Below are 26,983 nucleotides of genomic sequence, written 5' to 3' on the forward strand. Positions count from 1 at the left end.
GGGCGGCGTTTGATTCCAGATACAGGGGTTCCCGACATGGAAGGCAGCCTGGAGGCGCCGACCCGCCACGTTATTCCGTGGCAGGATGAGGCCTGGTACGATGAAGCCGCGCTCGATGCCGAGCTGCGCCGCGTCTATGACATCTGTCATGGTTGCCGGCGGTGCTTCAACCTGTGCGACAGCTTCCCGATCCTGTTCGACGCGATCGACGAGGCGCCGAACGAGGAAGTCGAGGACCTGACCAAGCCGCAGCTTCAGGCCGTCGTTGATGCCTGCACGCTGTGCGACATGTGCTTCATGACGAAGTGCCCCTATGTGCCGCCGCACAGCTTTGATCTCGATTTCCCGCACCTGATGCTGCGCGCCCGCGCGATCGAGCATCGCAAGGGCGAAACCAAGCTGGCCGACCGCGAACTCGCCAAGATGACGCGCAACGGCAAGCTGGGCTCGGCTGTGGCCGGGATCGCCAACTGGGCGACAGATCCGGACAATGACTTTACCCGCGGCCTGATGGAATCGACCCTTGGGATCGATCGCCGTGCCCACGTGCCGACCTTTGCCGAGGTGCCGCTCGTCAACAAGGCCGTGGGCATCACGCCGCCACCCAATCCGGATGGTCCGGCCTTCGGCAAGAAGGTTGTGCTCTATGCCGGCTGCCACGACAACTTCAACGATGGCACCCCCGGTGAGGCCGCGATCAAGGTGCTGGCGCATAACGGTGTGCAGGTGCGGGTTGAATACCCTGACTGCTGCGCCATGCCCAAGTTCGAGAATGGCGATCTGCCCGCCGTGGCCAGTGCCGCCACGCGCATCTCCGCCTTCTTCCAGCCGCTGATCGAGCAGGGTTGGGACATTGTCCCGCTGACCACCTCCTGCGCGCTGATGCTCAAGTTCGAATGGCCGCTGATCGAGCCGGAGAACGAGGCGGTGAAGCTGCTCAGCAAGCACACCTTCGACGTGTCCGAATATGTCGTGGCGCTGTCGAAAGAGACTGGCCTTGCCCCGATCGAAGCCATGCCGTCGTCGATCGCGGTGCACTTTGCCTGCCACGCCCGCGCCCAGAACATGGGTCCCAAGGCGATGGAGATGCTGAAGCTGATCCCCGAAGCCAAGCCCGCGCTGACCGAGCGCTGTTCGGGCCACGGCGGCAAGTGGGGGATCTTCAAGGACAACTTCGACCGCGCCGTGAAGGTGGGCAAGCCCGCCGCGCGCAACCTGCTGAAGAGCGAGCCCGATGTGATCGTCAGCGAATGCCCGCTGGCCGGCCCGCATCTGAAGCAGGTGATCGAAACCACTGGGGCTGTGGCCCCTGACCGTATTGGCCATCCGATTGAGGTAATGGCCCAGGCTTATGGATTGTAAGATCATGCCCAGAAACGCCCGCACCATCACTGCCGACGATATCCTGCCGCTCGATCGCTATGAGCTGATTCGGAACGACAAGAAGCAGGAAGCCCTGCTGCGCAAGAAGCTGACCCGCATGGGCGTTGGCCCCCATGCGACCGCGTTGTTTGAGACCTGGGATTCGATGTGGCTGCAGGTCCAGGAAATGCTGCGAATCGAAAAGGGCGGGGCGGACCAGCTGGTTGACGAACTGTCGGCCTATGACCCGATGGTCCCCAAGGGTCGCGAGTTGACCTGCACTTTGCTGTTCGAGATCGAGGATCCGGTCCGCCGCGATGCCTTCCTGCGCACGATCGGCGGGGTGGAAGACCACATTGCGATCCAGGTCGGCGGTCAGGTCATCAAGGCCCGGCCCGAGGGCGATGTCGAACGCACGCGAGAGAGCGACGGCAAGGCCAGCGCGGTGCATTTCCTGCACTTCGATTTCGATGATGCGGCGATTGCTGCTTGGCAGTCGGGCGAGGGCAGCGCGATGCTCGTGATCGACCACCCGAACTACGGTCACGCCGCGATCATCAGTGCTGACAGCCGCGAATACCTCGGCCGGGAATGCTTCGGCTGAACGCGTTGAGCGATGCCGCGCCGCTGCGAAATGCTTCAGCAAACGCGGTAAAAGCGGCACGGTAGGTACGCCGCGTCGCCTGGCCGCTACTATAGCGGGCGAGGGCCAATTGCCCTGCATTTCCCAGGTGGCTGCAAAAACGTTGACGGTCGCCGGGGTGAAAGGGGCACCCCGACGACCGTCGTTTCTCCTCCCCAGGAGGCCTTAGGGCTTAGCTATAGGTGCCAAGCCGATGGTAGAGCGCGTTAATCCGCGCAATTTCTTCGGGGGCGTCTACGGCCCGCGCGTGGCTGGCCAGGGCTGCCCGGAGCAGCTGGAAATCGGCCGTCGAAAGCAGGGCGCGGGCGCGCTGCGGTTCGCGGGTTTCGGTAGCGGTCGTATCGGTCATCGCACCTTACTCCTTGCTGCTAGTCTTGTTTCCCGGCCTTATGCCGCGAACTGGTTCCTGCTGCGGCTTTATGCCGCAAACTGATTCATCGTGTTGTGCTCGCCGCCGGCCTTGAGCGCGGCTTCACCGGCGAAGTATTCCTTGTGATCGTCACCGATGTCCGAACCGGACATGTTCTGGTGCTTCACGCAGGCGATACCCTGGCGGATTTCCTGGCGCTGGACGTTCTTGACGTAGCCCAGCATGCCCTGTTCGCCGAAGTATTCGCGAGCCAGGTTATCAGTGCTGAGCGCCGCGGTGTGATAGGTCGGCAGGGTGATCAGGTGGTGGAAGATCCCGGCTTGGGCCGCGGCATCGCGCTGGAAGGTGCGGATGCGCTCATCGGCTTCGGCGGCGAGCTCGGTGCCGTCGTAGTCCACGCTCATCAGCTTGGCGCGGTCATAGGCCGACAGGTCCTTGCCCTCTGCGGTCCAAGCATCGAACACTTGCTGGCGGAAGTTCAGCGTCCAGTTGAAGCTGGGCGAGTTATTGTAGACCAGCTTGGCGTTCGGAATGACTTCGCGGATGCGGCTGACCATCCCGCCGATCTGGCCGATGTGCGGCTTTTCGGTTTCGATCCACAGCAGGTCCGCGCCGTTCTGGAGGCTGGTGATGCAGTCGAGCACGCAGCGGTCCTCACCGGTGCCGGTGCGGAACTGGTAGAGGTTGCTGGGCAGGCGCTTGGGTTTCAGCAACTTGCCGTCGCGGCTGATCAGGACATCGCCGTGGCCGATCTCGGTCACTTCCTCGCAATCGAGGAAGCTGTTGTACTGATCGCCGATGTCACCGGCTTCGCGGGTGAAGGCGATCTGCTTGGTCAGGCCTGCGCCAAGCGAGTCAGTGCGGGCAACGATGATGCCGTCCTCAACGCCCAGTTCCATGAAGGCGTAACGGACTGCGCGAATCTTCGCGAGGAAGTCTTCGTGCGGGACGGTGACCTTGCCGTCCTGGTGGCCGCACTGCTTTTCGTCCGAGACCTGGTTTTCGATCTGGATTGCGCAGGCACCGGCCTCGATCATCTTCTTGGCGAGCAGATAGGTCGCCTCGGCATTACCGAAGCCAGCGTCGATGTCGGCGATGATCGGCACGACATGCGTTTCGTAGCTGTCGATCCTGCTCTGGATCGCCTTGGCCTTGACCGCGTCACCGGCCTTGCGGGCTTCGTCCAGCTCGCGGAAGATCATGCCCAGCTCGCGGGCGTCGGCCTGGCGCAGGAAAGTGTAGAGTTCCTCGATCAGCGCCGGAACGCTGGTCTTCTCGTGCATCGACTGGTCGGGCAGCGGGCCAAACTCGCTGCGCAGCGCGGCGATCATCCAGCCCGACAGATAAAGGTAACGGCCCTTGGTGCTGCCGAAATGCTTCTTGATCGAGATCAGCTTCTGCTGCCCGATGAAACCGTGCCAGCAGCCCAGCGATTGGGTGTAGTTGGCTGGATCGGCATCATAGGCGGCCATGTCGGCCCGCATGATCTTGGCGGTGTACTTGGCGATATCCAGCCCGGTCTTGAAGCGGTTCTGCAACTGCATGCGAGCGACCGATTCAGCGTCGATCCCGTCCCAGTTGTTGAAACGGCTGATCTGGCTGTCAGCGGCGGCGATGGTATCGGAATAGGACACGGGGAACCTCCAGGGGCTTGAACACCGCCTGCTTAACCCGAGCGAGGTGAGTCGCTGTCCAACAAATTACAAAAATTCTTGTCTTGATGCGCTTCAAAACAAGACTTGGCTTGCAAAGTTGTAAATAAAGTTACAAATTGCGGTGATGCCAGACACCCTGCTTCTTGCCGGACCCGCAATCCGCCGTCTGCGCAAGCGGGAGGGGCTGACCCAATCGGCCATGGCCGCGCAGCTTGGCATTTCGCCCAGCTACCTCAACTTGGTTGAACGCAACCAGCGACCACTCTCGGCCCGCCTGCTAGTCCGGCTGGCGGAAGCGTATGACTTTGATCCGCGCAGCCTGCGCCAGGATGAGGCGGTTGGCGGGATTGATGGCCTGCGCCGCCGACTGGCCGATGCGCGGTTTGCCGACCTGGCAATCGATCGTGACGAAATCGCTGAATGGCTGAGCGCCGCCCCGCAGGCGGCGATCGCTTTCGCCCGCCTGTTCGATGCCAGCGGCGGGGGCGGGCTCGCGGCGGCGGACGAACCGATGGAGCTGGTTCGGCGCGAAATCGAGCGCTGGCGCAACCATTTCCCCGATCTGGACAGCGCGGCCGAGGCCATGGCCGACGAGCTGCGCCTCTCCAATGCCGATACAGGCGCTGCCCTGGCCGAGCGGCTGCGCCAAAAGCACCAGATTGCGGTGCGGATCCTGCCGGTCGAAGTCATGCCCGATGCGCTGCGCCGGCTCGATCTGCATGCCCGCCAGCTTCAATTGTCGGAGCTGCTCGACACCTCGTCGCGCAATTTCCAGATCGCGCTGCAACTCGCCCTGCTTGAGCAGCGCGACGAGATCACCGCGCTGGCCAATGGCGCGCAATTCTCCGATCGCGCCGCGTGGCGCCTGTTCCGGCGTCACCTGACGGCCTATTTCGCTGCAGCGGTGCTGATGCCCTATGGCCGGTTCATCCGTGCCTGCGAGGCGACTGGCTATGACCTGCCGATCCTGCAACGCCGCTTTGGTGTCGGGTTCGAGCAGCTGGCTCACCGGCTCACCACTCTCCAGCGCGTCGGGCAGCGCGGGCTTCCGTTCTTCATGGCGAGGGTCGACCGGGCGGGGCAGTTCTCCAAGCGCTATGCCGGGGCCAGTGGCACCGCCTTGCTCGACAGCGATACCGGCTGCCCGTTGTGGGTGGCACACCGTGCGTTCGAACGGGCCGGGCAGCTCTGCGTCCAGCTTGCCAGCTTCGTCGAACCGAGCGGGGCCGAGAGTTTCTGGCTGACGATTGCCCGGACGGTGGAGGGTAGCGGCGCACCGGGCGGTCAGGGCCCGCGATTTGTGGTGGCATTGGGGATCGATGCGGGCCTGGCCGGCACGCTGGCCCAGGCCCGCGGAGTTTCGTTCGAGGCGCCGCATGCCGTGCCGATCGGGCCGGGCTGTGCGGGCTGTCACCGCAAGGATTGCGGCCAACGTTCCCTCCCGCCGCGCGGCGCTGCGCTGGCCTTTGACGAGCGTTCCCGCGGGCTTACGCCATTTACCATTGCCGACTGACGCGTCTGTAAAGTTTACCGACATTTCATAAGTCCCCGTTAGGCATGTTCGACGTTCTCGGGCTCGCAGGGACCAATGATCCGGCTGTTCAAACATTATATCCCTCATGCCGTCATTCTGGTCGGGGTGATCGATCTGATCCTGCTCTATCTGGCAGGTGATCTGTCATGGCGGCTGCGGGCCGCGCAGATCGGGATGGATCCGGGCGCGACGTCGGATCGGTTCTGGCAGCTGGGCGGGCATTCGATCGTCATGCTGACCGCGATGATCGCTGTGGGCGTCTATGGCCCCGAAGCGCTGCGGTCGATGCGCTATGCCGCCGCGCGGCTGATGGTAGCGATCTCGTTCGGGATCATCGGCCTCGCCTTCCTCGACTTTATCGCCGGTGGGGGCAACTTCTGGCGCTCCACGCTGGCCTACGCGATGCTTGGATCGGTCTTCGCGTTGGTTCTCAATCGCCTTCTGGTTGGGGCCGCAGTGGGCGCCGATGCCTTTCGCCGCCAGATCCTCGTGCTGGGTGCTGGCCAGCGGGCCGAACGCCTGCGTCAGCTGTCGCTGCGTCCCGAAAGCGGCTTTCGTATTGCCGGCTTCATCGCCATGACCCGGGCTCAGCCAGTCGTTCCAAGTCCGGTTCTGCGCGACGAAATTGACAACCTGACCGACCATGTCGAAGGGCTGGGCATCAGCGAAGTGGTGCTGGCGCTGGAAGAGCGGCGCAATGCCCTGCCGCTGGCCGACTTGCTGCGGATCAAGACCACTGGGGTCCACGTCAACGACTTTTCCAGCTTCATCGAGCGCGAGACCGGCCGGGTCGATCTGGAGACAGTCAATCCCTCGTGGCTCATCTTCAACGACGGCTTTTCATCGGGCCAAATGGTCTCGCGCGCGCTCAAGCGACTTTTCGATATTGTCGCGAGCGGGCTGGTTCTGCTCGTAACCGCACCAGTGATCCTGCTGTTCGCGCTTTTGGTCTGTCTCGATAGCAGGGGCCCGGCCTTCTATCGCCAGACCCGCGTTGGGCTTTATGGCCAGCCGTTCAGCGTCATCAAGTTGCGTTCGATGTGCACCGATGCCGAAGCATCCGGAGCTCAGTGGGCGGCGAAAGACGATCCGCGCGTTACCCGCGTCGGCAATCTTATCCGCAAGACCAGGATCGACGAACTGCCCCAGCTCTGGACCGTGCTGAAGGGGGAGATGAGCTTCGTTGGCCCTCGCCCGGAGCGGCCGGAATTCGTCGCCGATCTGGAACAGCACCTGCCATATTATGCCGAGCGTCACATGGTGAAGCCCGGCATCACCGGCTGGGCGCAGATCAATTACCCCTATGGAGCCTCGATCGAGGACGCCCGGCACAAGCTTGAATACGATCTGTATTACGCCAAGAACTACAGCCCGTTCCTTGACCTATTGATCCTCTTGCAGACCCTGCGGGTGGTGCTGTGGAACGAGGGGGCGCGCTGAGATGAGCGTGACTTCGGGTCTGTGGCCAATTGTTGGCTCGGTCGCCTGGGGGACCGGGGCTTTCGTCTGCCTGGTCGCGGCTGGCCAGCTCCATGCTGGGCCAGGCAAATTCGGCACGGCCCGACCCGCGCTGACCATTGCGGTTGCAGTGACCGGGCTGTGGGCGCTGATTGGCGCGCTGGCCGGACCAGCCGCGCTTGGCGCCGAGCTGGCCGACAGCCTGCGAAACCTGGCCTGGCTCTTTGCACTTTACCGTCTGTTCGGAATCGATGGCCGTCATGCCAGCCTGGCCCCGGTTCGGCCGCTGCTGGTGGCCGTCGGGTTTGTCGAGTTGTTGCAGCTGGCGATCGAGCTCCTGCTGATCGCCAGCCCGTTTGGGGGGCACTTCGCCGAACTGGCGTTCCACACGGTCACGTTGTTCCGACTGCTGGTTGCGACCGGCGGGCTGATGCTGGTGCACAACCTTTATGGCGGTGCATCGACCAATGCCCGGCTATTGTTGCGCTGGCCCGCGCTCGCGCTGGCCGCGCAGTGGGGTTTTGACCTCAATCACTATACGGTTTCCTACCTCCTCGCCGGCACCAGTGAAGGCCTGGTCGCACTGCGCGGGCTTGCGGCACTCGCTATTGGCGCACTGATTGCGCTTGGTCTGCGCCGCGGCAGCGAGGCGCTGCGCTTCAGTCCGTCGCGCGCCGTGATGTTCCAGTCGGCCTCGCTGATGATCATCGGGGCATACCTGGTCTTCATGGTGGCAATTGCACGCTGGCTGGCATGGGCCGGACAAGAGCTGACCGCCGAACTGCAGCTGGCGTTCGCCGGGACAGCGGCGATCATGCTGGCGACCCTCGCTTCGTCGCGCGTACTGCGCGCCAAGCTGCGGGTTACCCTGGCCAAACACCTGTTCCAGCATCGCTATGACTATCGGCAGGAATGGCTGCGCTTTACCCGCACCATGGCCCACGTCGGGCCCGAGGGCGGACCGCTGCACGAACGCGTCATCCGCGCCGTCGCCGACATGACCGACAGCCCCGCCGGCTTGCTGCTGACGCCCAACGAGCAGGGCGACCTTGCCTTGGCCAGCCGCTGGCAATGGCCGACGGCCGACGTGCCCGCCATTGCCCTGCCAATGGCGGCGGTCCGGAGCTTTGAAGCAGATCGTTCGGGCGGGTTCATTGTCGATCTCGACGAACTCCGCGGGGGTGAGTCATTGCCAAGTGGTGACCGAGCGCCGCCGCAGCTCGCGGTTCCGGACTGGTTGCTGGCCGAGCCGCGGGCCTGGGCGCTGGTTCCGCTGCATCATTTTGACCGGCTTGTCGGCATGGTGGTGCTGGCGCGACCGGCGCTGACCCGCCGGCTCGATTGGGAAGACTTCGACCTGCTGCGCGTCGCTGGGCAACAACTCGCCAGCTACCTTGCGGAGCAGTCCGGTCAGGAAGCGCTGGCCGAGGCCGGGCGCTTTGACGATTTCAATCGCCGCATTGCTTTCGTGATGCACGACATCAAGAACTTGGCCAGCCAGTTGAGCCTCCTAGCCCGCAACGCCGAGGCACACGCCGAGAACCCGGATTTCCGGGCCGACATGCTGGTGACGCTGCGCAATGCGGCCGACAAGCTCAACGCGCTGCTTGCGCGGCTGTCGCGCTATGGAACGACTACGGTTGAGGGCCTCTCGCCGGTTGCCGCTGACCAGGTGGCCAAACGAGTTGCTGCGCAGTTCAAGGCGAGCCACCCGGTCGAACTGGTCCGGGCCGCGCCCTGCCTGGTTGCCGGGCGCGAAGAAGTGATCGAACAGGTGCTGGTTCACCTGATCCAGAATGCGATCGATGCCAGCGCACCGGACAGCCCCATCTATATCCAGGTTGGGGTCGAACAGTTTCACGGCCTTATCGAAGTGGTCGATTCTGGTGCGGGTATGAGCGCCGAATTTGTCCGCACCGGGCTGTTTAAGCCCTTCGTCTCGACCAAGGCGGGTGGCTTCGGGATTGGCGCCTATGAGGCGCGCGAACTGGTCAAGGCGATGGGCGGGCAACTGGCGGTCGAAAGCCGCGAGGGGCTCGGCTCGCGCTTCACGATCCGCCTGCCCTTGGCCGAGGCGGCCGAACTGCTGAACAATTTTGCCGCGAAGGTAGCCTGATGAACGACTACAAACCCAAGTTGCTGATCGTCGAGGACGATCCCGGTCTGCAGGCCCAGCTCAAATGGGCCTATCCGGATTTCTCGGTGATCATTGCCGGCGATCGGGCCTCGGCCCTGGCCGCGCTGCGGGCTGAAATGCCGCCCGTCGTTACGCTCGACCTTGGCTTGCCGCCTGACCCCGACGGCACCAGCGAGGGCTTTGCCGTGCTCGATGAGATCATGGCATTGAAGCCAGATACCAAGGTGATCGTAGCCTCGGGCCATGGCGCGCGGGAATCTGCGCTCCAGGCGATCGCGCGCGGGGCCTATGACTTTTACCAGAAGCCGGTCGACATCGAGACGCTGGGCCTGATCGTCCAGCGTGCTTACCGGCTCCACCAGATCGAGGCCGAGAACCGCCAACTCGCAAGCAAGAGCGACCATGGCAACCAGGTACTCGGCCGGCTGATCACCGGAGCGCCGGAAATGGTCAAGGTGGCTCGCACGATTGAGCGCGTGGCCAACACCAATGTCTCGGTCATGCTGCTCGGCGCGAGCGGGACCGGCAAGGAACTGCTCGCCCGCGGCCTGCACGAAGCGAGCGACCGCGCGGGCGGGGCGTTCGTGGCGATCAACTGCGCTGCGATTCCGGAAAATCTCCTTGAAAGTGAACTGTTCGGTCACGAGAAGGGCGCCTTCACCGGCGCGGTGAAGACTACCGAGGGCAAGATCGAGCAGGCCCAGGGCGGCACGCTGTTCCTGGATGAAGTTGGTGACATCCCGCTGCCCTTGCAGGTCAAATTGCTGCGCTTCCTGCAGGAGCGGGTGATCGAGCGGATTGGATCGAGAAAGTCGATCCCGGTCGATACGCGGATCGTTTGCGCCACGCACCAGGACCTGGAAGCCATGATCGCGGCCGGCAGCTTCCGCGAAGACCTGTTCTATCGCCTTGCCGAAATCGTCGTGAAGATTCCCAGCCTGGCCGAACGGCCGGGCGACGCGGGCTTGCTCGCCAAAGCGTTCCTCGCTCGGTTCGCCCGCGAGATGAACCCGCAGGTCAAGGGCTTCGCCGCGGACGCGCTTGCCGCGATCGATGCCTGGCATTGGCCAGGTAATGTGCGCGAGCTGGAAAACCGGGTGAAGCGCGCTGTCATCATGAGCGAAGGCAAGCTGGTCGGAGCGGCTGATCTCGATCTGGCTGACAAGGAGCTTGAGGACGATGACGTGCTCAACCTCAAGTCGGCACGGGAAGAGACCGATCGCCGGGTGATCCGCCACGCCCTGGCGCGGTGCGAGGGAAATATCTCGAACACCGCCAAGTTGCTCGGGATCAGCCGCCCGACGCTCTACGACCTGCTCAAGCAATACGATCTCCATGCCTGACAGGCGCTTCGGGTTGGTTGCGGCAGCGCTGCTGGCGCTGACCAGCCCGCTCGGCGCGCGGCCCGAAGCGGTCGAAGTAGCGCTGAGTGCCGCTGCCGATGCGGCCAAACGCGGCGAGGGGATCACGGCCGAAGTCGAACTGCGCAAGGCCCTGGCCGCTGGGGCAACCCGCGCCGATGTCGCCGCTCGGATGGGCGAGGCGCAGCTGCTGCAGGGTGATCTGCGCAAGGCCCGTGAATGGCTGGAGCCGGGCGCGTTCGCGAAGGCCGATCAGGCGCTCGGTTGGCGAATGACCGGTCGGCTGTTGCGGCTGGAAGGCAGGCTGCCGGAAGCCGGGCTGGCTTTTGACAAGGCCCTGGCATTGACCCCGAACGATCCCTTGCTATGGGTCGATATCGCCCGGCTGCGCTACGTCGGCGGTGAACATCTGCTGGCGATCGAGGCAGCAGAACGGGCCATGCAGGCCGGGCCAGACAGTCCCCGCGCAATCGAACTGCGCGCTCAACTGCTCAACGATGCCGCCGGACCAGTAGCTGCTATCCCGCTGTTCGAACGCGGACTCGAGACAGCGCCAAACGACTTGCCGCTGCTGATCGGTTATGCTGCGGCACTGGGCGAAGCCGGACGCGCCGTGGAGATGTTGGCGATTGTCCGGCGCTTTACCGAACTCAATCCGCGCAGCCCCATGCCGTACTATTTTCAAGCCGTGCTTGCTGCGCGCGCGGGCCGGGTCGACCTGGCCCGGAATCTGCTCAATCGCAACGGCAACCAGTTGGGCGAGGTTCCGGCAGCGCAGCTGCTCCAGGCTGCCTTGGAGCTGGAAGCCGGGAACAGCGCGATAGCGGTCGACATGCTGGAACGGCTGGATCGGCGCCAGCCGTTCAACAACCGGGTGCAACTGCTGTTTGCCCGCGCGCTGCTGGCCGTGGAGGACCACGCGCGGCTGCGGCAGCGGTTTGGACCTGATGCGGCCCGGCCGGATGCCTCGCCCTACTTGCTGACGGTCCTCGCCCGGTCTTACGAACACACGGGTGATCGCGCCGCTGCGGCAGCGCTGCTCGATCGTGCCGCGACGGCGGGCGCTTTGCCCTTCGCGGTACGCGAGCGCGCTGGCGGTGCGCGGCCTGGCTCGTTCGAAAGCTTCGTCCTGGCCGGGGACAGTGCCCTGCTGAAGCGCGCCAACGGCGATGCGCTGGCGTCCTATAGCCGCGCTGCGCAGATACGTTTTCCCGAATGGCTGATGCTGCGCGCAGCCTACGCTGCTGGCAGTGCCAACGGGTTGGCCCTGGCTGAACGCTATCTCGCAGCCTATCCGGCAAGTCTGCTCGCCCCGCGGCTTGTGGCAGGCGGCGCGGCGCAGGCAGGGGCATGGGCGCGAGCCCGTCTTTTGCTGGAGAAGGCTGACCTACGGCTTGGCCACGGTGATGCGCGGCTGCTGGCCGAACTGTCGCTCGCCCAGCTCCGCAGCGGCGATGCCGAGGCGGCGCTGCTTTCGGCGGACAAGGCCTATGCCCTGCAACGCGCCAGCCCCGTTGCCGCTCTGGCCAAGGGGATGGCTTTGGCCAAACTGCGCCGCAATCAGGACCTGGCGGCTACGCTACTCGACAAGGCCGAACGGATGGGCGGCAGTAATCCGCTGCTGCAGGAAGCCCGCGCGCAATTGCGGCGCTGACGCCTTTCCTCTCGACAAGCCGGGCCTCTCCCGCCAAAACTAATCGCGCGATTAAATTTTGGAGGATGCGATATGGCAGGGGTTCTGGCTGGGGTTACCGTGATCGAACTGGCGGGGATCGGCCCAGGACCCTTTTGCGGCATGATGCTGGCCGACCACGGCGCGCGAGTGATCCGGGTCGAACGCCCCGGCACCTCCAGCCGTTTTGGCGATGGCGGCAACCGTGACATCCTCAATCGAAATCGCGAACGGATCGAACTCGACCTTAAAGACCCCGCCGCGATCGAGCAGCTCAAGGATCTGGTGAAGACAGCCGACGCGCTGATCGAAGGCTATCGTCCCGGAGTGATCGAGCGGATGGGGATCGGGCCCGACGTGCTGCTTGGGATCAATCCCAAGCTGGTTATCGGGCGGATGACGGGCTGGGGTCAGGACGGGCCGATGGCGCCGTTGGCCGGCCATGACATCAACTACATCGCACTTTCGGGCGCGCTCCATTCCTATGGCCGCAAGGGTGAGAAGCCGACTTTCCCGGTCAACGCCGTGGGTGATTTCGGCGGCGGCGGGATGATGCTGGCCTTTGGCGTGGTAGCCGGCGTGCTCCATGCCCGCTCGGGCGGCGCGGGGCAGGTGGTCGACTGTGCGATGGTCGATGGGGCGGCGATTCTTTCGGCGATGACCTATACTTTCCTCGGCAATGGCCAATGGCGTGACGAGCGCGGGGTCAACCTGCTCGACAGCGGCACGCACTTCTACGACACCTATGAAACCAAGGACGGCAAATACATCTCGCTCGGTTCGATCGAGCCACAGTTCTACGCGATCCTAATGGAGAAGACTGGCCTGGCTGGCGACCCGGACTTCGTGCAGCAGATGAACCCGATGAAATGGGATGAGCTGAAAGAGCGGATGACTGCGCTGATCCTGACCAAAACCCGCGACGAATGGTGCGCGATCATGGACGGCACCGACATCTGTTTTGCCCCGGTACTCAGCCTCAAGGAAGCTCCGCAGCACCCCCATAACGTGGCGCGCAGCACCTTTGTGGAAGATGGCGGAATGATCCAGCCGGCCCCGGCGCCGCGCTTCTCGGCCACGCCAGCACCGCCAGTAAAACTGGCTGGGCGCTGATCCTTTGCTGAGCCGCATCGACCCGATGGTGCGGCTGCTCGCGCTGGCGATCGGGCTGGCGCTGGTCCTGCCGGTCCACGGCGCGGCGCGAGACATCGCCCAGTTCATTGCCAATGCGGCGGTGTTCCTGCTGTTCTTCCTCAATGGCCTGCGCCTGCCGCGCCATGAAGTACTGGCGGGCATGAGCAATCATCGCCTCCTCTGGCCGCTGAACGCATGGGTGTTCGGGGCCATGACCCTGGCTGGCTGGGTGCTATGGCGGGGCGGGCAAGACTGGATGCCACCGCTGCTGGCGCTGGGCTTTCTCTATCTGGGTTGCCTGCCTTCCACGGTCCAGTCGGCGACGGCCTATTCCTCACTCGCGGGCGGAAATGTGGCCAGTTCAGTGGTCGCAGCGGCGCTGCTTAACATCCTTGGCGTCTTTATCACGGCACCGCTCTTCTCGCTGCTCGCCGGGAGCGGGGCAGCGGAGTTTCATGCCCAGGGGCTGATCAAGGTGGTAACGATCCTGCTGATCCCCTTCCTCTTGGGGCAAGCCCTGCAGGGCCGGCTCGGCGGCTGGGTCGCGGGGCATCGTCAGCTGGTCACGCGGATGGACCGGACCTCGATTGCGATCGCGGTCTATGTTGCCTTCTCAGGCGCGGTCGAGCAGCGGTTCTGGCAGCTGATTGACCCGGCGGGTTGGCTGTGGCTTGCGGGTGGGACAGCTTTGTTCCTGGTGTTTGGTCACCTTGGCGCCTGGCTGGTCGGCGGCACAGTCGGGCTGGACCGGCCCAATCGGATCACCTTCCTATTCGCCGGAGCGCAGAAAAGCGTGGCGATGGGTGCGCCGCTGGCGACCGTGCTGTTCCCGCCCGCAGCCGCCGGCATCGTGCTGCTGCCGATCTTGCTCTATCACCTGGTCCAGCTGGTGATCGCTGCGCCGATTGCCGGACGGCTCAATCCGCCCGAATAGCAGCCTCAAGTTCACCATCGGGATTGCGCCGATTGTGGCGGATCGACCACCACAGCGACAGCCCGATCAGCACTGCGCCGATCAGCCCGGTAACTGTCTCCGGAATGTGGAATCTTGCCGAAAGCAGCATGATCGCGCCCAGCGCAATGATCGCCCAGAATGCCCCATGTTCAAGATAGCGATACTCGGCGAGAGTGCCCTGTTTCACCAAGTGGATCGTCATCGAGCGGACGAACATCGCCCCGATTGACAGGCCCAGCGCGATGATCACCATGTTGTTGGACAGCGCAAAGGCCCCAATCACGCCATCAAAGCTGAAAGATGCGTCGAGGATGTTGAGGTAGAGGAATCCACCAAGGCCTGAGCGAACGACGGCGCCCTGCAGCTTCATGGCTTCCTCGCGCATCTCCAGAATCGTGCTGATCGCTTCCACTGCGATAAAGGTCACCAGGCCCAGGACCCCAGAGACCAAGAAGGTCAGTGCCTCATCCGCCGGCAGTATGCCCGAAATGGCATAGAGCACCAGTAGCAGGAGGGCGATCTCGGCGGCCTTGATGTTCGATACGAGCGAGAGCTTTTCCTCGATCCAGGTGATCCAGTGGACGTCCTTTTCGCCATCGAAAAAGAACGACAGACCGACCATGGCGAGGAATGCCCCGCCGAATCCGGCAATGCCGACGTGGGCGCTGTTGACGATCCGCTCATACTCCGCCGGATTATTGAGCGAGAGGTTGAGCGCATCGATCGGGCCAAGGCCGGCGGCAATGGCAACGATTGCCAGCGGGAACACGATCCGCATCCCGAACACGGCGATGACCATACCCCAGGTCAGGAAGCGGCGCTGCCAAACGTCGTCCATGTCCTTCAGCACCGCCGCATTGACCACGGCATTGTCGAATGAAAGCGACACCTCAAGGATCGAGAGGACGAAGATGATCCACAGCATCGAGGCTGTCGCCGCAACATTGCCGGTCATGGCCCAGCCGTACCATGCGCCCAGCGCCAGGCAGACGAGGGTGAAAAGGATCGAGCCCTTGTAGAAACGCATCAGCATTAGGGGCCCCTATTTCGGCTGGTAAGTCTGTTCAACCCCAGGGAAAGTCCTTTCCCGCACTTCGGTTGCATAGCGCGCCGCCGCTGCAGAGATCGTCTCGGCGATTTCCTCATAGCGTTTCACGAACCGGGGCACGCGTTCGAACATGCCGAGCATGTCCTCGGTTACCAGGACCTGCCCGTCGCATTGGGCCGAAGCGCCGATGCCGATGGTCGGGCAGCTAACTGCCTTGGTGACGTCGATGGCGATCGGTTCAACCACGCCCTCGACGACGATCGCAAAGGCCCCGGCATCATCCAGCGCCTTGGCATCGGCGACGATCTTGGCGGCTTCGGCATCGCTCCGGCCGCGGGCATTGTAGCCGCCCAGCACGTTGACCGCCTGCGGGGTCAGGCCAACATGGCCCATCACCGGGATCCCGCGCTGGGTCAGGAAAGCGACCGTATCGGCCATGGCCGCGCCGCCTTCGAGCTTTACCGCTGCGCAGCCGGTTTCCTTGAGCAGCCGGGCGGCGCTTTCAAAGGCCTGTTGGGGCGATGCTTCGTAGGCGCCAAAGGGCATGTCGACCACCACGGCGGCATGGTAGGATCCGCGTACCACCGCCGCGCCGTGCGCCGCCATCATGTCAAGCGTCACCGGGACCGAGGAGGGCAGGCCGTAAATGACCTGGCCGAGCGAATCCCCGACCAGCAGCAGATCACAATGCGCATCAAGCAATTGTGCCTGCCGCGCGGTATAGGCGGTCAGCATTACGACCGGCTCGACTGTGATGCCATTCACCTTGCGCTTACGGATCGCCGGGATGGTCAGGCGCTTCATCGGCGCGGGGGTGGGATTGGCGCGGCTGGTGGCCGTGTCGAGCTGGAAGGTCGTGGACATGATGGGGCTTTAGACTGTCTGGCAAAGCTGGGGAAGTCTGCGAGTTTGCGCTTGCCAATGGCCGGGTTGGCGTTAGCTTCCACGCCAGGGACAGGAAGGCCGGGCGCGATGCGTAACCGGCCTCGTTAATTCTAGGGGAATTGCATGTTGTTCGGTCGCGTCAAATCACTAGACGCCATTCTGGCTACCGCCGAAAAGAAATCGCTCCACCGCTCGCTCGGTGCCTTCCAGCTGACCATGCTTGGTGTGGGCGCCATCATCGGCACCGGGATTTTCGTGCTGACTGCGGAAGCCGCGCAAAAGGCCGGTCCGGGTATGCTGATCAGCTTCATCATCGCCGGCTTCGTCTGCGCGGTGGCGGCGCTGTGCTATGCGGAAATGGCCTCGATGGTGCCGGTTTCTGGCTCTGCATATACCTATTCCTATGCCTCGATGGGCGAAATCGTCGCCTGGATCGTCGGCTGGGCGCTGATTTTGGAGTATGCGATTGCGGCCTCGGCGGTCTCGGTCGGGTGGTCCAACTACTTCGTCGGGCTGGTCCAATCCGGCCTGGGCGTAGAGTTGCCAACGTTCTTCACCAAGGGCGCCTTTGCGGCCGTGGGCGGCGGGATCAACCTGCCAGCCGTGGTGATCGCGCTGCTGGTCACCGCGCTGCTGGTGATCGGCACCAAGGAGTCGGCGATGTTCAACGCCGTGCTGGTGGTAATCAAGGTGATCGCGCTCACGGCCTTCATCATCCTGGCCGTGCCGGTGATGAAGATGGAGAACTTCGAGCCGTTTGCGCCGCTGGGCTTCGGCGGGATTTCGGCCGCTGCCGCCTCGATCTTCTTCGCTTACGTGGGCTTCGATGCGGTTTCGACCGCGGCGGAGGAAACCAAGAACCCGCAGCGCAACATGCCGATCGGGCTGATCGGCAGCCTCGTGATCTGCACGATCTTCTACCTGCTGGTCGCCTCGGGCGCGATTGGCGCCATGGGCGCGCAGCCGGTGATGGATTCGGCCGGACAGGCGCTGGCCACGGGCAGCAAGGAACTGCAGGCACAGTGCGCTGCACTGGCTGGTGCAGGTAATACCCCGCTGGTTTGCTCGGACGAAGCCCTGGCCCACGTCCTGCGTGAAATCGGTTACGTCAACGTCGGCAACCTGATCGGCCTCGCGGCCTTCCTGGCGCTGCCGTCGGTGGTGCTGATGATGCTGTTCGGCCAGACCCGCATCTTCTTCGTGATGGCACGTGATGGCCTGCTGCCCGAAGGGCTGGCCAAGGTGCACCCCAAGTTCAAGACCCCGCACGTGGTGACCATGATTACCGGCGTCTTCGTGACGGCGGCGGCGGCCTTCTTCCCGGTTGGACAGCTGGCTGACATCTCGAACTCGGGCACGCTGTTCGCCTTTATGACCGTTGCGATCGGGGTGCTGATCCTGCGCCGCACTGCGGCGGATCGTCATCGCCCGTTCCGCACGCCGGCGATCTGGCTGGTTGGGCCGGCGGCCGTGCTGGGCTGCGCCTACCTGTTCTTCAACCTGTCGGGCTACACGGAACTGATGTTCCTGGGCTGGGCGGCGGTAGGCCTGGTGGTCTACTTCTCCTATGGCCGCCGCAAGAGCCACGTTGGCCGGGGCCTGGTTGAAGTGCACGAACAGGATGCCGGCATTCCGCCGCAGCCGGTTCCGCCGCTGCCGGGCGCCAGCATCGACTAAGTCAAACCAGTTCACCCGGATGGGTGGGGAGAGGGGGCCGCTTCCTGGCAAAGGAAGCGGCCCTTTTCGGTGCTAGAGCTTGGTTTCGGTATAGCCGCCCTTGATGCTGTCGGTGACATCCATCCCCAGGAACATCTTGGCAGTATTGATCGCGCCTAGTTCCCCGGCCCAGATCGCGGCATCGCCCAGGTCCATCCGCAGCAGCATCGCGCTGTCCTTGCCCTCGGGGAACCAGGCCTCGACCATGTTGGACCACAGCACATCCTTGCGCTCGCGGCTGGTTTCCTCTGTCAGTTTGCCGGTGATCCGGGCGAAGGCATCGTGCCCCTTGCTGCTGAAGTGCCCAGTGGCCGGACCACCGGTGGCAAAGCGGTTGCCGGGTGCGGTGAAGAACCAGATCGCCGAATTGGCATCCTTGTCGAGTTGGGCGGTCATCGGTGCGGCGCTGTCCGGTTCGGCATCGAGCTGGAGCATCAGGAAGGGGGAGGCGGCAAGCGCCTTCCAGAACTTTTCCTTGAGCTCTTCGGGGTCGCCCTGATCGTAGTGCATTGGTTTGTCTCCTTGTTGATGAGGCAGGAGGGAAAGAGGGCGAGGTCGGGCAGGGTTCCCCTTGCCACTTTTACGAAACAGAACATAATAAGAACAGAAAAGGTTCGATTCGCATGATTGCCGCCGCCCCATTCACCGCTCCTGCGCTGCCTGCCGCGCTTGTTCCTGCCCGGGGCGGGGCGACCCATGCCGAGCTGTTTGCCAGCGCGCAGGACTGTGCCGGGGCGGCCTTTGCCCTGGCGCTGGAAAGCCAGCGTGCGGCGCCGGAAGATGAGCGCCCCTGGCTGTGGGTGCAGGATCGCGCCAGCCTGCGGCAGACCGGGCGGCCCTATCGCCCCGGCTTGCCGCCTGCGCTGCGCCACCGGCTGATCCATGTCGTCACCGCCACTCCCGAGGATGCGCTGTTTGCACTGGAAGAGGGGCTGCGCTGCCGCGACCTGGCTTTCGTGGTGGGGGAAATGGCTGGCAACCCGCGCGCGCTCTCGCTCACTGCCCAGCGCCGGCTCAGTCTGGCGGCGGAAAAGCATGGCGTACCGCTGTGGCTGGTGCGCGTGGGGGCACAGCGCGACCTGTCCTCCGCCCGCCAGCGCTGGGCCTTGCGCCCGGCCGCCTCGCTTCCGCCGCGTTGGAACGCGCAGGCCCCCGGCACTGCTGCCTGGCACGCCGAACTGTTCCGCGCCCGCAACCACCCGCCCGGAGAATGGATCCTGCGCGATGACGGACAGGCTCTCGTCGCCCAGCCAGCCCAGCAATCGACGGATAATGTCGATCTGGCTGGCGCGGCTGGCGATCGACCGCTGGCGGCTGGCTGAAGGGCTGCGTGCGGGGGAAGGTGCCGATGCCGCTCCCCATGCCCTGATCAGCGATACTGCCCACGGCCCGCGGCTTACCGCGACCAATGCGGCTGCGCAGGAGGCGGGGGTGCAGGTCGGCACCATGCTGACCGATGCCCGGGCCTTGTGCCCCTCCCTGGCCGTGGCCCAGGCCGATCCGGCGGGCGACCGCGCCGCGCTGGAGGCCCTGGCGCTGTGGGCGCAGCGCTGGGGGCCATGGTCTGCGCTTGACCTGCCCGACGGGTTGGTGATCGACGTAACCGGAGTGGCGCACCTGTTTGGGGGAGAGGCTGGCTTGATCGCCGATGCCACTCAGTTGCTTGCCCGGCGTGGATTTAAGGCCCGGGTGGCGATTGCTCCCACGGCCGGCGCGGCCTGGGCGCTGGCGCATTATGGGCCGGAGGGAGCGATTCTCCAGCCGGAGGATAGCCTCGACGACCTCCCCGTAGCCGCACTGCGGCTCGATCCGGCAACGGTGCTGGTGCTGCGCCGGCTTGGCCTCAAGCGGATCGGCGAACTTTCAGGCGTTGCGCGCGATGCGCTGGCGCGGCGGTTCCGCAACCACAAGGCGCCTGCTGCCAATCCGCTGATCCGGCTCGACCAGTTGCGGGGGCGGGTGCCGGAACCCTTGCTGCCGGTGCTGCCGGTCGACGTGCCGCTGGTCCAGCGGCGGCTGATGGAGCCGATCCGCCACCGCAGCCTGCTCGATCAGGTACTGGGCGATCTCTGCGCCGACCTGGTGCGGGTGCTGGAAGGGCGGGCACTGGGCGCACGGCGGCTGGAACTGGCGCTGTGGAAGGTCGATGGCGAGGTGCTGCAGTGCCGCCTCGAACTCGCCGCTGCCAGCCGCGATCCGACCCATATTGCCGCCTTGTTCGGCCGCAAGCTCGACGATCTCGACGCCGGGTTCGGGATCGAACTCGCCCGCCTGCGCGCGCCCTGGACCGAGCCGCTACCACTTAGCCAGCGCGATTTCGAGGCGGCGGCGGAAATGCACGGCACCTCGCTCGCTGCCTGTATCGACCGGCTCTCGATCCGGCTTGGCCCGGATGCCGTGCGCCGTCCCGTCCCGCGCGCCAGCCATGTGCCCGAACGCGCGCAGCGCTGGGTGCCGCCGCTGGCGGGCGAGAGCGTCAGCCAAGGCGATCTGCCGTTCCATACCCGGCCCCTGAAGCTGCTCGACCGGGCCGAACCGATCGCGGTGCTCTATGCCAGCCCCGATGGCCTGCCACGCCGGTTCCGCTGGCGCGGACAGGTGCACGAGATCACCCGCGCCGAAGGGCCGGAGCGGATCGCCCCCGAATGGTGGCGCGAACGCTCGACCGTGCGACTGCGCGATTATTACCGGATCGAGGACGGGGAAGGGCGACGCTACTGGATCTACCGCAACGGCCTGCCCGATGATGGGCGCGGGGGCGTACCTGAATGGTTCTTGCAAGGCCTTTGCGCCTGAAGGGACTGGTCAGGTGATCAATAAGAACATATGTAGAACATATGTCGCAACCGAGTCTGATCGAACGCCTTGGCATCCTGGCCGATGCCGCCAAGTATGACGCTTCCTGTGCCTCTTCGGGGACCACGCGCCGCACCAGCAAGGACGGCGCGAAAGGAGGCGGCAAGGCAATCGGATCGACTGAGGGGATGGGCATCTGCCATGCCTATGCCCCCGATGGCCGTTGCATCTCGCTGCTCAAGATCCTGCTGACCAACCACTGCGTGTTCGATTGCCATTACTGCATCAACCGCAAGAGCTCGAACGTTCGCCGTGCCCGCTTCACGCCGCAGGAAGTGGCCGACCTGACCATGGCCTTCTACAAGCGCAATTACATCGAGGGGCTGTTCCTATCCTCGGGCATCGTCAAAAGCTCCAGCCACACGATGGAACAGCTGATCGAGGCGGCGCGGATCCTGCGCGAGGAGCATGAGTTTCGCGGTTATATCCACCTCAAGACCATTCCCGAGGCCGATTCCGAACTGGTTACCCGCGCCGGGCTCTATGCCGATCGCGTTTCAATCAATGTCGAACTGCCGACCCTTGCCGGCCTGACCCGGCTGGCGCCAGACAAGAACGCCGCGACGATCGAAGGTGCAATGGACACGGTCAAGGCCGCGATTGTCGAGGCGAAAGACGCGTGCAAAAGGTTCAAGTCGGCCCCGCGCTTTGCCCCGGCCGGGCAATCGACCCAGATGATCGTCGGCGCCGATGGCGCGAGCGATGCCGACATCGTCGGCAAGGCCAGCCGACTTTATGGCGATTATCGCCTGCGCCGGGTCTATTATTCGGCTTTCAGCCCGATCCCTGATGCCAGCGCGGTCTTGCCACTCCAGCGCCCGCCTTTGATTCGCGAACACCGGCTCTACCAGTCGGATTGGCTGATGCGGTTCTATGGCTTCGCGCCAGAGGAGGTGCAGCAGGCCGCGGGCACCGACGGGATGCTGCCGCTCGATATCGACCCCAAGCTGGCCTGGGCGCTGAAGTTTCGCGACCAGTTCCCGGTCGACGTCAACCGCGCCCCGCGCGAGACGCTGCTGCGTGTGCCGGGGCTGGGCACGCGGGCGGTCGGTGCGATCCTCTCTGCCCGTCGCCACCGCACCTTGCGGCTTGATGACGTGGCGCGGCTGACCGTTTCGATCGCCAAGCTGCGCCCCTTTATCGTCACTGCGGACTGGCGGCCGACCCTGCTGACCGAGCGGGCCGACCTTAAGACCCTGATCGCCCCGCCGAAGGCGCAGCAGCTTGAACTGTTCGCGGCATGACTCCCTTCCGCGACGCCCGGATCGCCGATGCCTTTGCCGTGCCGCTGGCCGCGCCTGACGATTTTGCCGGCTGGCGGGGGCAGGCGCGGCGGTTGCTGATGGCCGATGTCCCGCCGGACCGGGTAACCTGGCACATGCCGGGCGAGGGCGGGGGTGATCTCTTTGCCAGCGGCCGACGTCTGCCCGTGCCGCGTGCCGACGCGCCGCAGCCGCGGGTGCCGCGGGCCTTCCTGGACCTTGCCGCCAAGGCCGCGCTGCACCGCGACGAGGGGCGCTTTGCCTTGCTTTACCGCTTGCTCTGGCGGTTGCAGCAGCGCCCTGGGCTGATGGAGGACGAGGCGGATGCCGATGTCCGCCAGCTCCACCGCCTGACCCGAACCGTGCGGCGTGACATGCACAAGATGCGCGCCTTCGTCCGTTTTCGGCAGATCGGCAGCGGGGAGGATGAACGGTACATCGCCTGGTTCGAGCCTGAGCATCACATCCTGCGCGCCAATGCGGAGTTCTTCGTGAACCGCTTTGCCGGGATGCGGTGGGCGATCCTGACCCCGCAGGGTTCGCTCCACTGGGATGGCGCGGTGCTGTCCGAAGGTCCGCCCGCGTCCCGCGCCGATGCCCCGGCTCAAGATGCCGCCGAAGAGCTGTGGCGGCGCTACTATGGATCGATCTTCAATCCGGCGCGGTTGAAGGTTGGGGCCATGCTCAAGGAGATGCCCCGCCGGTACTGGAAGAACCTGCCCGAAGCGGCGCTCATCCCCGAGCTGATCGCCGGGGCCCAGGCACGCGAGGCGGCGATGGTCGATCAAGGTGGCACCATGTTTGGCGAGGAGCGCCCTGGTTCGCTGCCCGAAATTGCCCAGGCGATCATGGCCTGTCGCCGCTGCCCGATCGGCTGCAATGGAACCCGCGCCGTGCCGGGCGAGGGGCAGAGCGATCCCGCCCGGTTTGGCGGCCTGATAATCGTCGGCGAACAGCCGGGGGATAGCGAGGAAGAGCAGGGCCGGCCCTTCGTCGGCCCGGCCGGACGGCTGCTGCGCGCGCATCTGGAGGATGCCGGGCTGGACCTGTCGAGGGCCTGGCTGACCAATGCGGTCAAGCATTTCAAATTCGTGCCCAAGCCAATGAGGGGGGGCGGCAAGCGGCGGCTCCACCAGAACCCTACCGCCAAGGAAATCGACATCTGCCGCTGGTGGCTGGAGGGTGAGCGCGCCTTGCTGCGCCCGCGCCTGGTCCTGGCGCTGGGGGCGAGTGCGGCGCGCAGCCTGCTGGGGAAAACCGTCAGCGTCCAGCAGGTGCGCGGCCAGCCCATGCCCTTGGATGACGGCAGCGAGCTGTGGATCACTACCCACCCGTCCTATCTGTTGCGGCTTAACGACGGCCCGCGTGCGCAGGAAGAAGGCCGCTTTGCCGGCGATCTGCGGGCGGTTGCGGCGCGGCTGGCCGAACTGGCGGGATGACCCGTGCCCGAGGCTCCGCTTACCCCTGAGCGGCGGCGGGTCGATCCCGTTCCCGGCCTTGGACCGCCGCCGCGGGCGTCGTTCGTCGAACTGGGGCTGGTCAGCTGCTTTTCCTTCCTGCGCGGCGCGTCCGATGCGGTCGATCTGGTCACCACGGCGCGAGCGCTGGGCTATGACGCGGTGGGGATCGCCGATGCCAACACCATGGCCGGGGTGGTGCGGATCCATGCCGAAGCGAAGGCGCTGGGCCTGAAGCCGGTGATCGGCTGCCGGATCGAGACGGTCGAGGGGCTGGTGTTCCTTGCCTATCCGGCCGACCGCGCGGCCTATGGCCGGCTCTGCCGCCTGATTTCGGCCGGGCGGATGACTAAGCTGGATGGCGAATGGCAGGACAAGGGCGCCTGCGAGATCGACCTCGCCCTGCTAGCGGAGCACAGTGAAGGGGTACATCTGGTACTGGTGCCGCCGGAGCAGCTCGATGCGGAACTGACGGTGGCGGTGGAGAGTAACATCATCCATTTCCCCCCCCCCTCTTTAGAGGAGGGGCAAGGGGGTGGTGGCGATGCCGCAGGCAGCGCTCGCGCAGCGAACAGGACATTCACCACCCCCCGACCCCCTCCTTTAAAGAGGAGGGGGAGTTTGCTTACCGCCCCGTTCCCGGACCTGCTCCCCCAACTGGTCGCCCGGCTGCCAACGCTGGGCCACCTTGCCGCGAGCTATCTCTACATCGGCGATGACCTGGCCCGGATCGAGCGGCTCGATGCCCTGGCCAGGGCGCATGGCCTCTCGCTGCTCGCCACCAACCAGGTTCTTTATCATGCCCCGCAGCGCCGCCCGCTGCACGATGTGATGACGGCCATCCGCCACAAGACCACGGTCGCCGCAGCCGGGCACCTGCTGGAGCCCAATGCCGAGCGGCACCTCAAATCGCCTGAGGAGATGCAGCGGCTGTTTGCGCGCTGGCCCCATGCAATCGCGGCGGCGCGGGACCTTGCCGATGCTTGCCGGTTCAGCCTGGACGAACTGCGCTATGAATATCCGCGCCAGTCCTATCCTGACGGGCTCGATGCCCAGGCCTATCTTGCGCGGCTGACCTGGGAAGGGGCGGCGCTGCATTACCCCACCGGTGTGCCGGAAAGCGTGGCCGAAACGCTGCACAAGGAACTGGCGCTGATCGGCAAGAAGCGCCTTGCGCAGTATTTCCTGACCATCAAGGAGATCGTCGATTTCGCGCGCAGCCGCGAGCCGCCGATCCTGTGCCAGGGGCGCGGCTCGGCAGCCAATTCGGCCGTGTGCTTCTGCCTGGGGATCACCTCGGTCAACCCAGTTGAGCACGCGCTGCTGTTCGAACGCTTCATTTCCGAGGACCGTGACGAGCCGCCCGATATCGATGTCGATTTCGAGCACGAGCGGCGCGAGGAGGTGATCCAGCACATCTACGAAAAGTACGGTCGCCACCGCGCCGGCCTCTGCGCCACGGTGATCCACTATCGCCCGCGCATGGCGATCCGCGAGGTCGGCAAGGCGATGGGCCTGTCCGAGGATGTCACCTCTGTGCTGGCAAAAACGGTCTGGGGCGGACACGGGCGCTCGATCAAGGAGGCCCATGTCGCGCAGGAAACCGGGCTGGACCTCACCGATCCGCACTTGCGGCGTGTTCTGACTTTGACCGAACAGATGATTGGAATGCCGCGGCATTTGTCGCAGCACGTCGGCGGGTTCATCCTCACCGAAGGCGCGCTTACCGAGACCGTGCCGATCGGCAACGGTGCCATGGCCGATCGCAGTTTCATCGAATGGGACAAAGACGATATCGACGCGCTCGGGATCCTCAAGGTCGATGTGCTGGCGCTGGGTATGTTGACCTGTATCCGCAAGTGCCTTGATCTGCTGCGAGGGTCTCACGGGCAGGACCTGACGCTTGCCACGGTCCCGCGTGAGGATCCGGCGGTTTACGACATGCTGTGCAAAGGGGATTCGCTCGGCGTGTTCCAGGTCGAAAGCCGGGCGCAGATGAACATGCTGCCGCGCCTCAGGCCCCGCTGCTTCTATGACCTGGTGATCGAGGTGGCGATTGTCCGTCCCGGGCCGATCCAGGGCGACATGGTCCATCCCTACCTCAAGCGGCGGCGCGGGGCCGAGGCGGTGGAGATTCCGGCGCCCGGTCCGGCACACGGGCCACCGGATGAACTGACCGCGATCCTCGGCCGGACGCTGGGAGTGCCGATCTTCCAGGAACAGGCGATGAAGATCGCGCTCGATGCCGCCAAGTTCTCCAGCCTTGAGGCCAACCGCCTGCGCAAGGCAATGGCGACTTTCCGCAGCCGCGGCATGGTCCACGAACTGGAAGAGCTGATGGTCGGGCGGATGGTGGCGCGCGGTTATGACCCGGACTTTGCCGTGCGCTGCTTCAGCCAGATCAAGGGCTTTGGCGAATACGGCTTCCCGGAAAGCCACGCCGCCAGCTTTGCCCTGCTGGTCTATGTCTCGTCCTGGTTGAAGTGCCATTACCCGGCGGCTTTCGCCTGCGCGCTGCTCAATTCGCAGCCGATGGGCTTCTATGCCCCGGCCCAGATCGTGCGCGATGCGCGCGAGCATGGGGTGGCGGTGCTGCCGGTCGATGTGAATGCTAGCGGGTGGGACAATGGGCTGGAGGACGGTGCCTTGCGCCTCGGCTTGCGTCAGGTCGATGGCTTCCCCGAAGCTGCTGCCGCCCGGATCGTTGCAGCGCGGGAAACCGGGCCGTTTCGCGATGTGCGTGAGCTGAAGGAGCGGGCCGGGCTATCCCCGGCGCTGATCGAGCGGCTGGCGGCGGCCGATTGCTTCAACTCGCTCGGCCTCACGCGGCGGCAAGCCTTGTGGGATGCGCGCAGCCTGGTCGCGGCACCCGATCTGCCGCTGTTCGCCGCCATGGCGGCGCGCGACGAGGGGGCAGAGGCTGCGCTGACCCGCCTGCCGGCCATGCCCTTGTCCGAAGAAGTGGTCGCCGATTACCAAACCCAGCGGCTCAGCCTGAAGGCCCATCCGCTGGCCTTCCTGCGCGCCAGCCTGGCCGACCGGGGATTTGTCCGGGCGAGCGAACTCAGGGAACGCAAGTACCGCTCAGCCGTGCAGGTGGCGGGCGTGGTGCTGATCCGTCAGCGTCCGGGTAGCGCCAAGGGCGTCTGCTTCATCACGCTGGAGGACGAGACGGGGGTAGTGAACCTGGTGATCTGGCCAGACCTGATGGAAAAGCAGCGCAAGGTGATCATGGCTGCCCGGCTGATCGAGGTGAAGGGCCGGGTCGAATACGATGACGAGGTGATCCACGTCATCGCCACCCACCTGACGGATGCCACCCCAGCGCTCCACGCACTATCGGATGACCTGCTGCCGGAAACACTAGACCGCGCCGATGAAGTGCGCCGTCCGATCGAAGGCCGGATGCCAGCCTATCACCGTGCTGGCCATCCCCGCGATGCTCGCGTTATTCCGAAATCGCGGGATTTTCATTGAA

At 64.8% G+C, this 26,983-nt stretch carries 20 protein-coding genes; 15 read left to right on the plus strand and 5 right to left on the minus strand.

All coding sequences use genetic code 11. From position 1 onward, the window contains the following. The first annotated feature begins 36 nt into the window (after positions 1-36). Positions 37-1,362, plus strand: coding sequence for a heterodisulfide reductase-related iron-sulfur binding cluster (locus tag FRF71_RS11990; protein ID WP_147090872.1), 1,326 nt, complete (start codon positions 37-39; stop codon positions 1,360-1,362). 4 nt (positions 1,363-1,366) lie between these two features. Next, the gene (locus FRF71_RS11995) at positions 1,367-1,966 is read left to right on the plus strand and encodes a DUF3501 family protein (RefSeq protein ID WP_147090873.1); all 600 of its coding nucleotides are present in this window, start codon (positions 1,367-1,369) and stop codon (positions 1,964-1,966) included. 211 nt (positions 1,967-2,177) lie between these two features. On the opposite strand, the gene FRF71_RS15525 is transcribed toward FRF71_RS11995, so the two are convergent. Next, complete coding sequence (locus tag FRF71_RS15525; RefSeq protein WP_192900010.1) at positions 2,178-2,354, minus strand: hypothetical protein; 177 nt, start codon at positions 2,352-2,354, stop codon at positions 2,178-2,180. A 68-nt stretch (positions 2,355-2,422) separates the two neighbouring features. Then, positions 2,423-4,009: an isocitrate lyase gene (locus tag FRF71_RS12000; protein ID WP_147090874.1), complete on the minus strand. Its 1,587-nt coding sequence runs from the start codon at positions 4,007-4,009 to the stop codon at positions 2,423-2,425. 145 nt (positions 4,010-4,154) lie between these two features. Between FRF71_RS12000 and FRF71_RS12005 the strand changes: the two genes are divergently transcribed. The 7 genes from FRF71_RS12005 (at position 4,155) to FRF71_RS12035 (ending at position 14,260) form a co-directional block, all read left to right on the plus strand. Further along, on the plus strand, positions 4,155-5,543 hold the full coding sequence (locus FRF71_RS12005; RefSeq protein WP_147090875.1) for a helix-turn-helix domain-containing protein: 1,389 nt from the start codon (positions 4,155-4,157) through the stop codon (positions 5,541-5,543). A 75-nt stretch (positions 5,544-5,618) separates the two neighbouring features. Beyond that, the gene (locus FRF71_RS12010; RefSeq protein WP_147090876.1) at positions 5,619-7,004 is read left to right on the plus strand and encodes a TIGR03013 family XrtA/PEP-CTERM system glycosyltransferase; all 1,386 of its coding nucleotides are present in this window, start codon (positions 5,619-5,621) and stop codon (positions 7,002-7,004) included. A gap of 1 nt (position 7,005) precedes the next feature. After that, positions 7,006-9,138: an XrtA/PEP-CTERM system histidine kinase PrsK gene (gene prsK, locus FRF71_RS12015; RefSeq protein WP_147090877.1), complete on the plus strand. Its 2,133-nt coding sequence runs from the start codon at positions 7,006-7,008 to the stop codon at positions 9,136-9,138. Next, on the plus strand, positions 9,138-10,502 hold the full coding sequence (prsR, locus tag FRF71_RS12020; protein ID WP_147090878.1) for a PEP-CTERM-box response regulator transcription factor: 1,365 nt from the start codon (positions 9,138-9,140) through the stop codon (positions 10,500-10,502). Before prsK ends, prsR begins: the two co-directional genes overlap by 1 nt. Continuing rightward, positions 10,495-12,174, plus strand: coding sequence for a tetratricopeptide repeat protein (locus tag FRF71_RS12025; protein WP_147090879.1), 1,680 nt, complete (start codon positions 10,495-10,497; stop codon positions 12,172-12,174). Before prsR ends, FRF71_RS12025 begins: the two co-directional genes overlap by 8 nt. 72 nt (positions 12,175-12,246) lie before the next feature. After that, positions 12,247-13,305, plus strand: a complete 1,059-nt coding sequence (locus FRF71_RS12030; protein ID WP_147090880.1) for a CaiB/BaiF CoA transferase family protein — start codon at positions 12,247-12,249, stop codon at positions 13,303-13,305. Between the two features lie 25 nt (positions 13,306-13,330). Further along, positions 13,331-14,260 (plus strand): bile acid:sodium symporter family protein, encoded by a 930-nt coding sequence (locus tag FRF71_RS12035; RefSeq protein ID WP_147090881.1) that lies wholly within the window; start codon positions 13,331-13,333, stop codon positions 14,258-14,260. On the opposite strand, the gene FRF71_RS12040 is transcribed toward FRF71_RS12035, so the two are convergent. Together FRF71_RS12040 and panB are read right to left on the minus strand one after the other, a co-directional pair. Beyond that, positions 14,244-15,314, minus strand: a complete 1,071-nt coding sequence (locus tag FRF71_RS12040) for a DUF475 domain-containing protein (protein WP_238339219.1) — start codon at positions 15,312-15,314, stop codon at positions 14,244-14,246. The two genes, FRF71_RS12035 and FRF71_RS12040, sit on opposite strands and share 17 nt — an antisense overlap. Positions 15,315-15,323: 9 nt before the next feature. After that, positions 15,324-16,193 carry a 3-methyl-2-oxobutanoate hydroxymethyltransferase gene (gene panB, locus FRF71_RS12045; protein ID WP_147090882.1) on the minus strand — a complete coding sequence of 290 codons (870 nt, stop codon included), beginning with the start codon at positions 16,191-16,193 and terminating at the stop codon, positions 15,324-15,326. A 144-nt stretch (positions 16,194-16,337) separates the two neighbouring features. Here panB and FRF71_RS12050 point away from each other — a divergent pair, with 144 nt between their 5' ends. After that, complete coding sequence (locus tag FRF71_RS12050; RefSeq protein WP_147090883.1) at positions 16,338-17,891, plus strand: amino acid permease; 1,554 nt, start codon at positions 16,338-16,340, stop codon at positions 17,889-17,891. Positions 17,892-17,963: 72 nt separating this feature from the next. On the opposite strand, the gene FRF71_RS12055 is transcribed toward FRF71_RS12050, so the two are convergent. Continuing rightward, the gene (locus tag FRF71_RS12055; protein WP_147090884.1) at positions 17,964-18,440 is read right to left on the minus strand and encodes a pyridoxamine 5'-phosphate oxidase family protein; all 477 of its coding nucleotides are present in this window, start codon (positions 18,438-18,440) and stop codon (positions 17,964-17,966) included. 113 nt (positions 18,441-18,553) lie between these two features. Between FRF71_RS12055 and FRF71_RS12060 the strand changes: the two genes are divergently transcribed. Genes FRF71_RS12060 through FRF71_RS12080 form a run of 5 tightly spaced genes read left to right on the plus strand, consistent with a single transcriptional unit; the run spans position 18,554 to position 26,982 of the window. After that, positions 18,554-19,252 (plus strand): hypothetical protein, encoded by a 699-nt coding sequence (locus FRF71_RS12060; RefSeq protein WP_192900011.1) that lies wholly within the window; start codon positions 18,554-18,556, stop codon positions 19,250-19,252. Continuing rightward, on the plus strand, positions 19,203-20,726 hold the full coding sequence (locus FRF71_RS12065; RefSeq protein ID WP_147090885.1) for a DUF6504 family protein: 1,524 nt from the start codon (positions 19,203-19,205) through the stop codon (positions 20,724-20,726). Before FRF71_RS12060 ends, FRF71_RS12065 begins: the two co-directional genes overlap by 50 nt. A 41-nt stretch (positions 20,727-20,767) precedes the next feature. Next, positions 20,768-22,030, plus strand: coding sequence for a putative DNA modification/repair radical SAM protein (locus FRF71_RS12070; RefSeq protein WP_147090886.1), 1,263 nt, complete (start codon positions 20,768-20,770; stop codon positions 22,028-22,030). Next, the gene (locus tag FRF71_RS12075; RefSeq protein ID WP_147090887.1) at positions 22,027-23,487 is read left to right on the plus strand and encodes a UdgX family uracil-DNA binding protein; all 1,461 of its coding nucleotides are present in this window, start codon (positions 22,027-22,029) and stop codon (positions 23,485-23,487) included. The genes FRF71_RS12070 and FRF71_RS12075 overlap by 4 nt, the downstream gene beginning before the upstream one ends. A gap of 3 nt (positions 23,488-23,490) precedes the next feature. Next, the gene (locus tag FRF71_RS12080) at positions 23,491-26,982 is read left to right on the plus strand and encodes an error-prone DNA polymerase (RefSeq protein ID WP_147090888.1); all 3,492 of its coding nucleotides are present in this window, start codon (positions 23,491-23,493) and stop codon (positions 26,980-26,982) included. The last annotated feature ends 1 nt before the right edge of the window (position 26,983 follow it).

The sequence above is a fragment of the Novosphingobium ginsenosidimutans genome (genome assembly GCF_007954425.1).
GTDB classification, from domain to species: Bacteria; Pseudomonadota; Alphaproteobacteria; order Sphingomonadales; family Sphingomonadaceae; genus Novosphingobium; species Novosphingobium ginsenosidimutans.

Excerpts from the sequence above, each read along its gene's own strand:
- FRF71_RS11990 (WP_147090872.1), top strand. The coding sequence starts at position 37 with ATGGAAGGCAGCCTGGAGGCGCCGACCCGCCACGTTATTCCGTGGCAG.
- FRF71_RS11995 (WP_147090873.1), top strand. The coding sequence starts at position 1,367 with ATGCCCAGAAACGCCCGCACCATCACTGCCGACGATATCCTGCCGCTC.
- FRF71_RS15525 (WP_192900010.1), bottom strand. The coding sequence starts at position 2,354 with ATGACCGATACGACCGCTACCGAAACCCGCGAACCGCAGCGCGCCCGC.
- FRF71_RS12005 (WP_147090875.1), top strand. The coding sequence starts at position 4,155 with ATGCCAGACACCCTGCTTCTTGCCGGACCCGCAATCCGCCGTCTGCGC.
- FRF71_RS12010 (WP_147090876.1), top strand. The coding sequence starts at position 5,619 with ATGATCCGGCTGTTCAAACATTATATCCCTCATGCCGTCATTCTGGTC.
- prsK (WP_147090877.1), top strand. The coding sequence starts at position 7,006 with ATGAGCGTGACTTCGGGTCTGTGGCCAATTGTTGGCTCGGTCGCCTGG.
- prsR (WP_147090878.1), top strand. The coding sequence starts at position 9,138 with ATGAACGACTACAAACCCAAGTTGCTGATCGTCGAGGACGATCCCGGT.
- FRF71_RS12025 (WP_147090879.1), top strand. The coding sequence starts at position 10,495 with ATGCCTGACAGGCGCTTCGGGTTGGTTGCGGCAGCGCTGCTGGCGCTG.
- FRF71_RS12030 (WP_147090880.1), top strand. The coding sequence starts at position 12,247 with ATGGCAGGGGTTCTGGCTGGGGTTACCGTGATCGAACTGGCGGGGATC.
- FRF71_RS12035 (WP_147090881.1), top strand. The coding sequence starts at position 13,331 with ATGGTGCGGCTGCTCGCGCTGGCGATCGGGCTGGCGCTGGTCCTGCCG.
- FRF71_RS12040 (WP_238339219.1), bottom strand. The coding sequence starts at position 15,314 with ATGCTGATGCGTTTCTACAAGGGCTCGATCCTTTTCACCCTCGTCTGC.
- panB (WP_147090882.1), bottom strand. The coding sequence starts at position 16,193 with ATGTCCACGACCTTCCAGCTCGACACGGCCACCAGCCGCGCCAATCCC.
- FRF71_RS12050 (WP_147090883.1), top strand. The coding sequence starts at position 16,338 with ATGTTGTTCGGTCGCGTCAAATCACTAGACGCCATTCTGGCTACCGCC.
- FRF71_RS12055 (WP_147090884.1), bottom strand. The coding sequence starts at position 18,440 with ATGCACTACGATCAGGGCGACCCCGAAGAGCTCAAGGAAAAGTTCTGG.
- FRF71_RS12060 (WP_192900011.1), top strand. The coding sequence starts at position 18,554 with ATGATTGCCGCCGCCCCATTCACCGCTCCTGCGCTGCCTGCCGCGCTT.
- FRF71_RS12065 (WP_147090885.1), top strand. The coding sequence starts at position 19,203 with ATGTCGATCTGGCTGGCGCGGCTGGCGATCGACCGCTGGCGGCTGGCT.
- FRF71_RS12070 (WP_147090886.1), top strand. The coding sequence starts at position 20,768 with ATGTCGCAACCGAGTCTGATCGAACGCCTTGGCATCCTGGCCGATGCC.
- FRF71_RS12075 (WP_147090887.1), top strand. The coding sequence starts at position 22,027 with ATGACTCCCTTCCGCGACGCCCGGATCGCCGATGCCTTTGCCGTGCCG.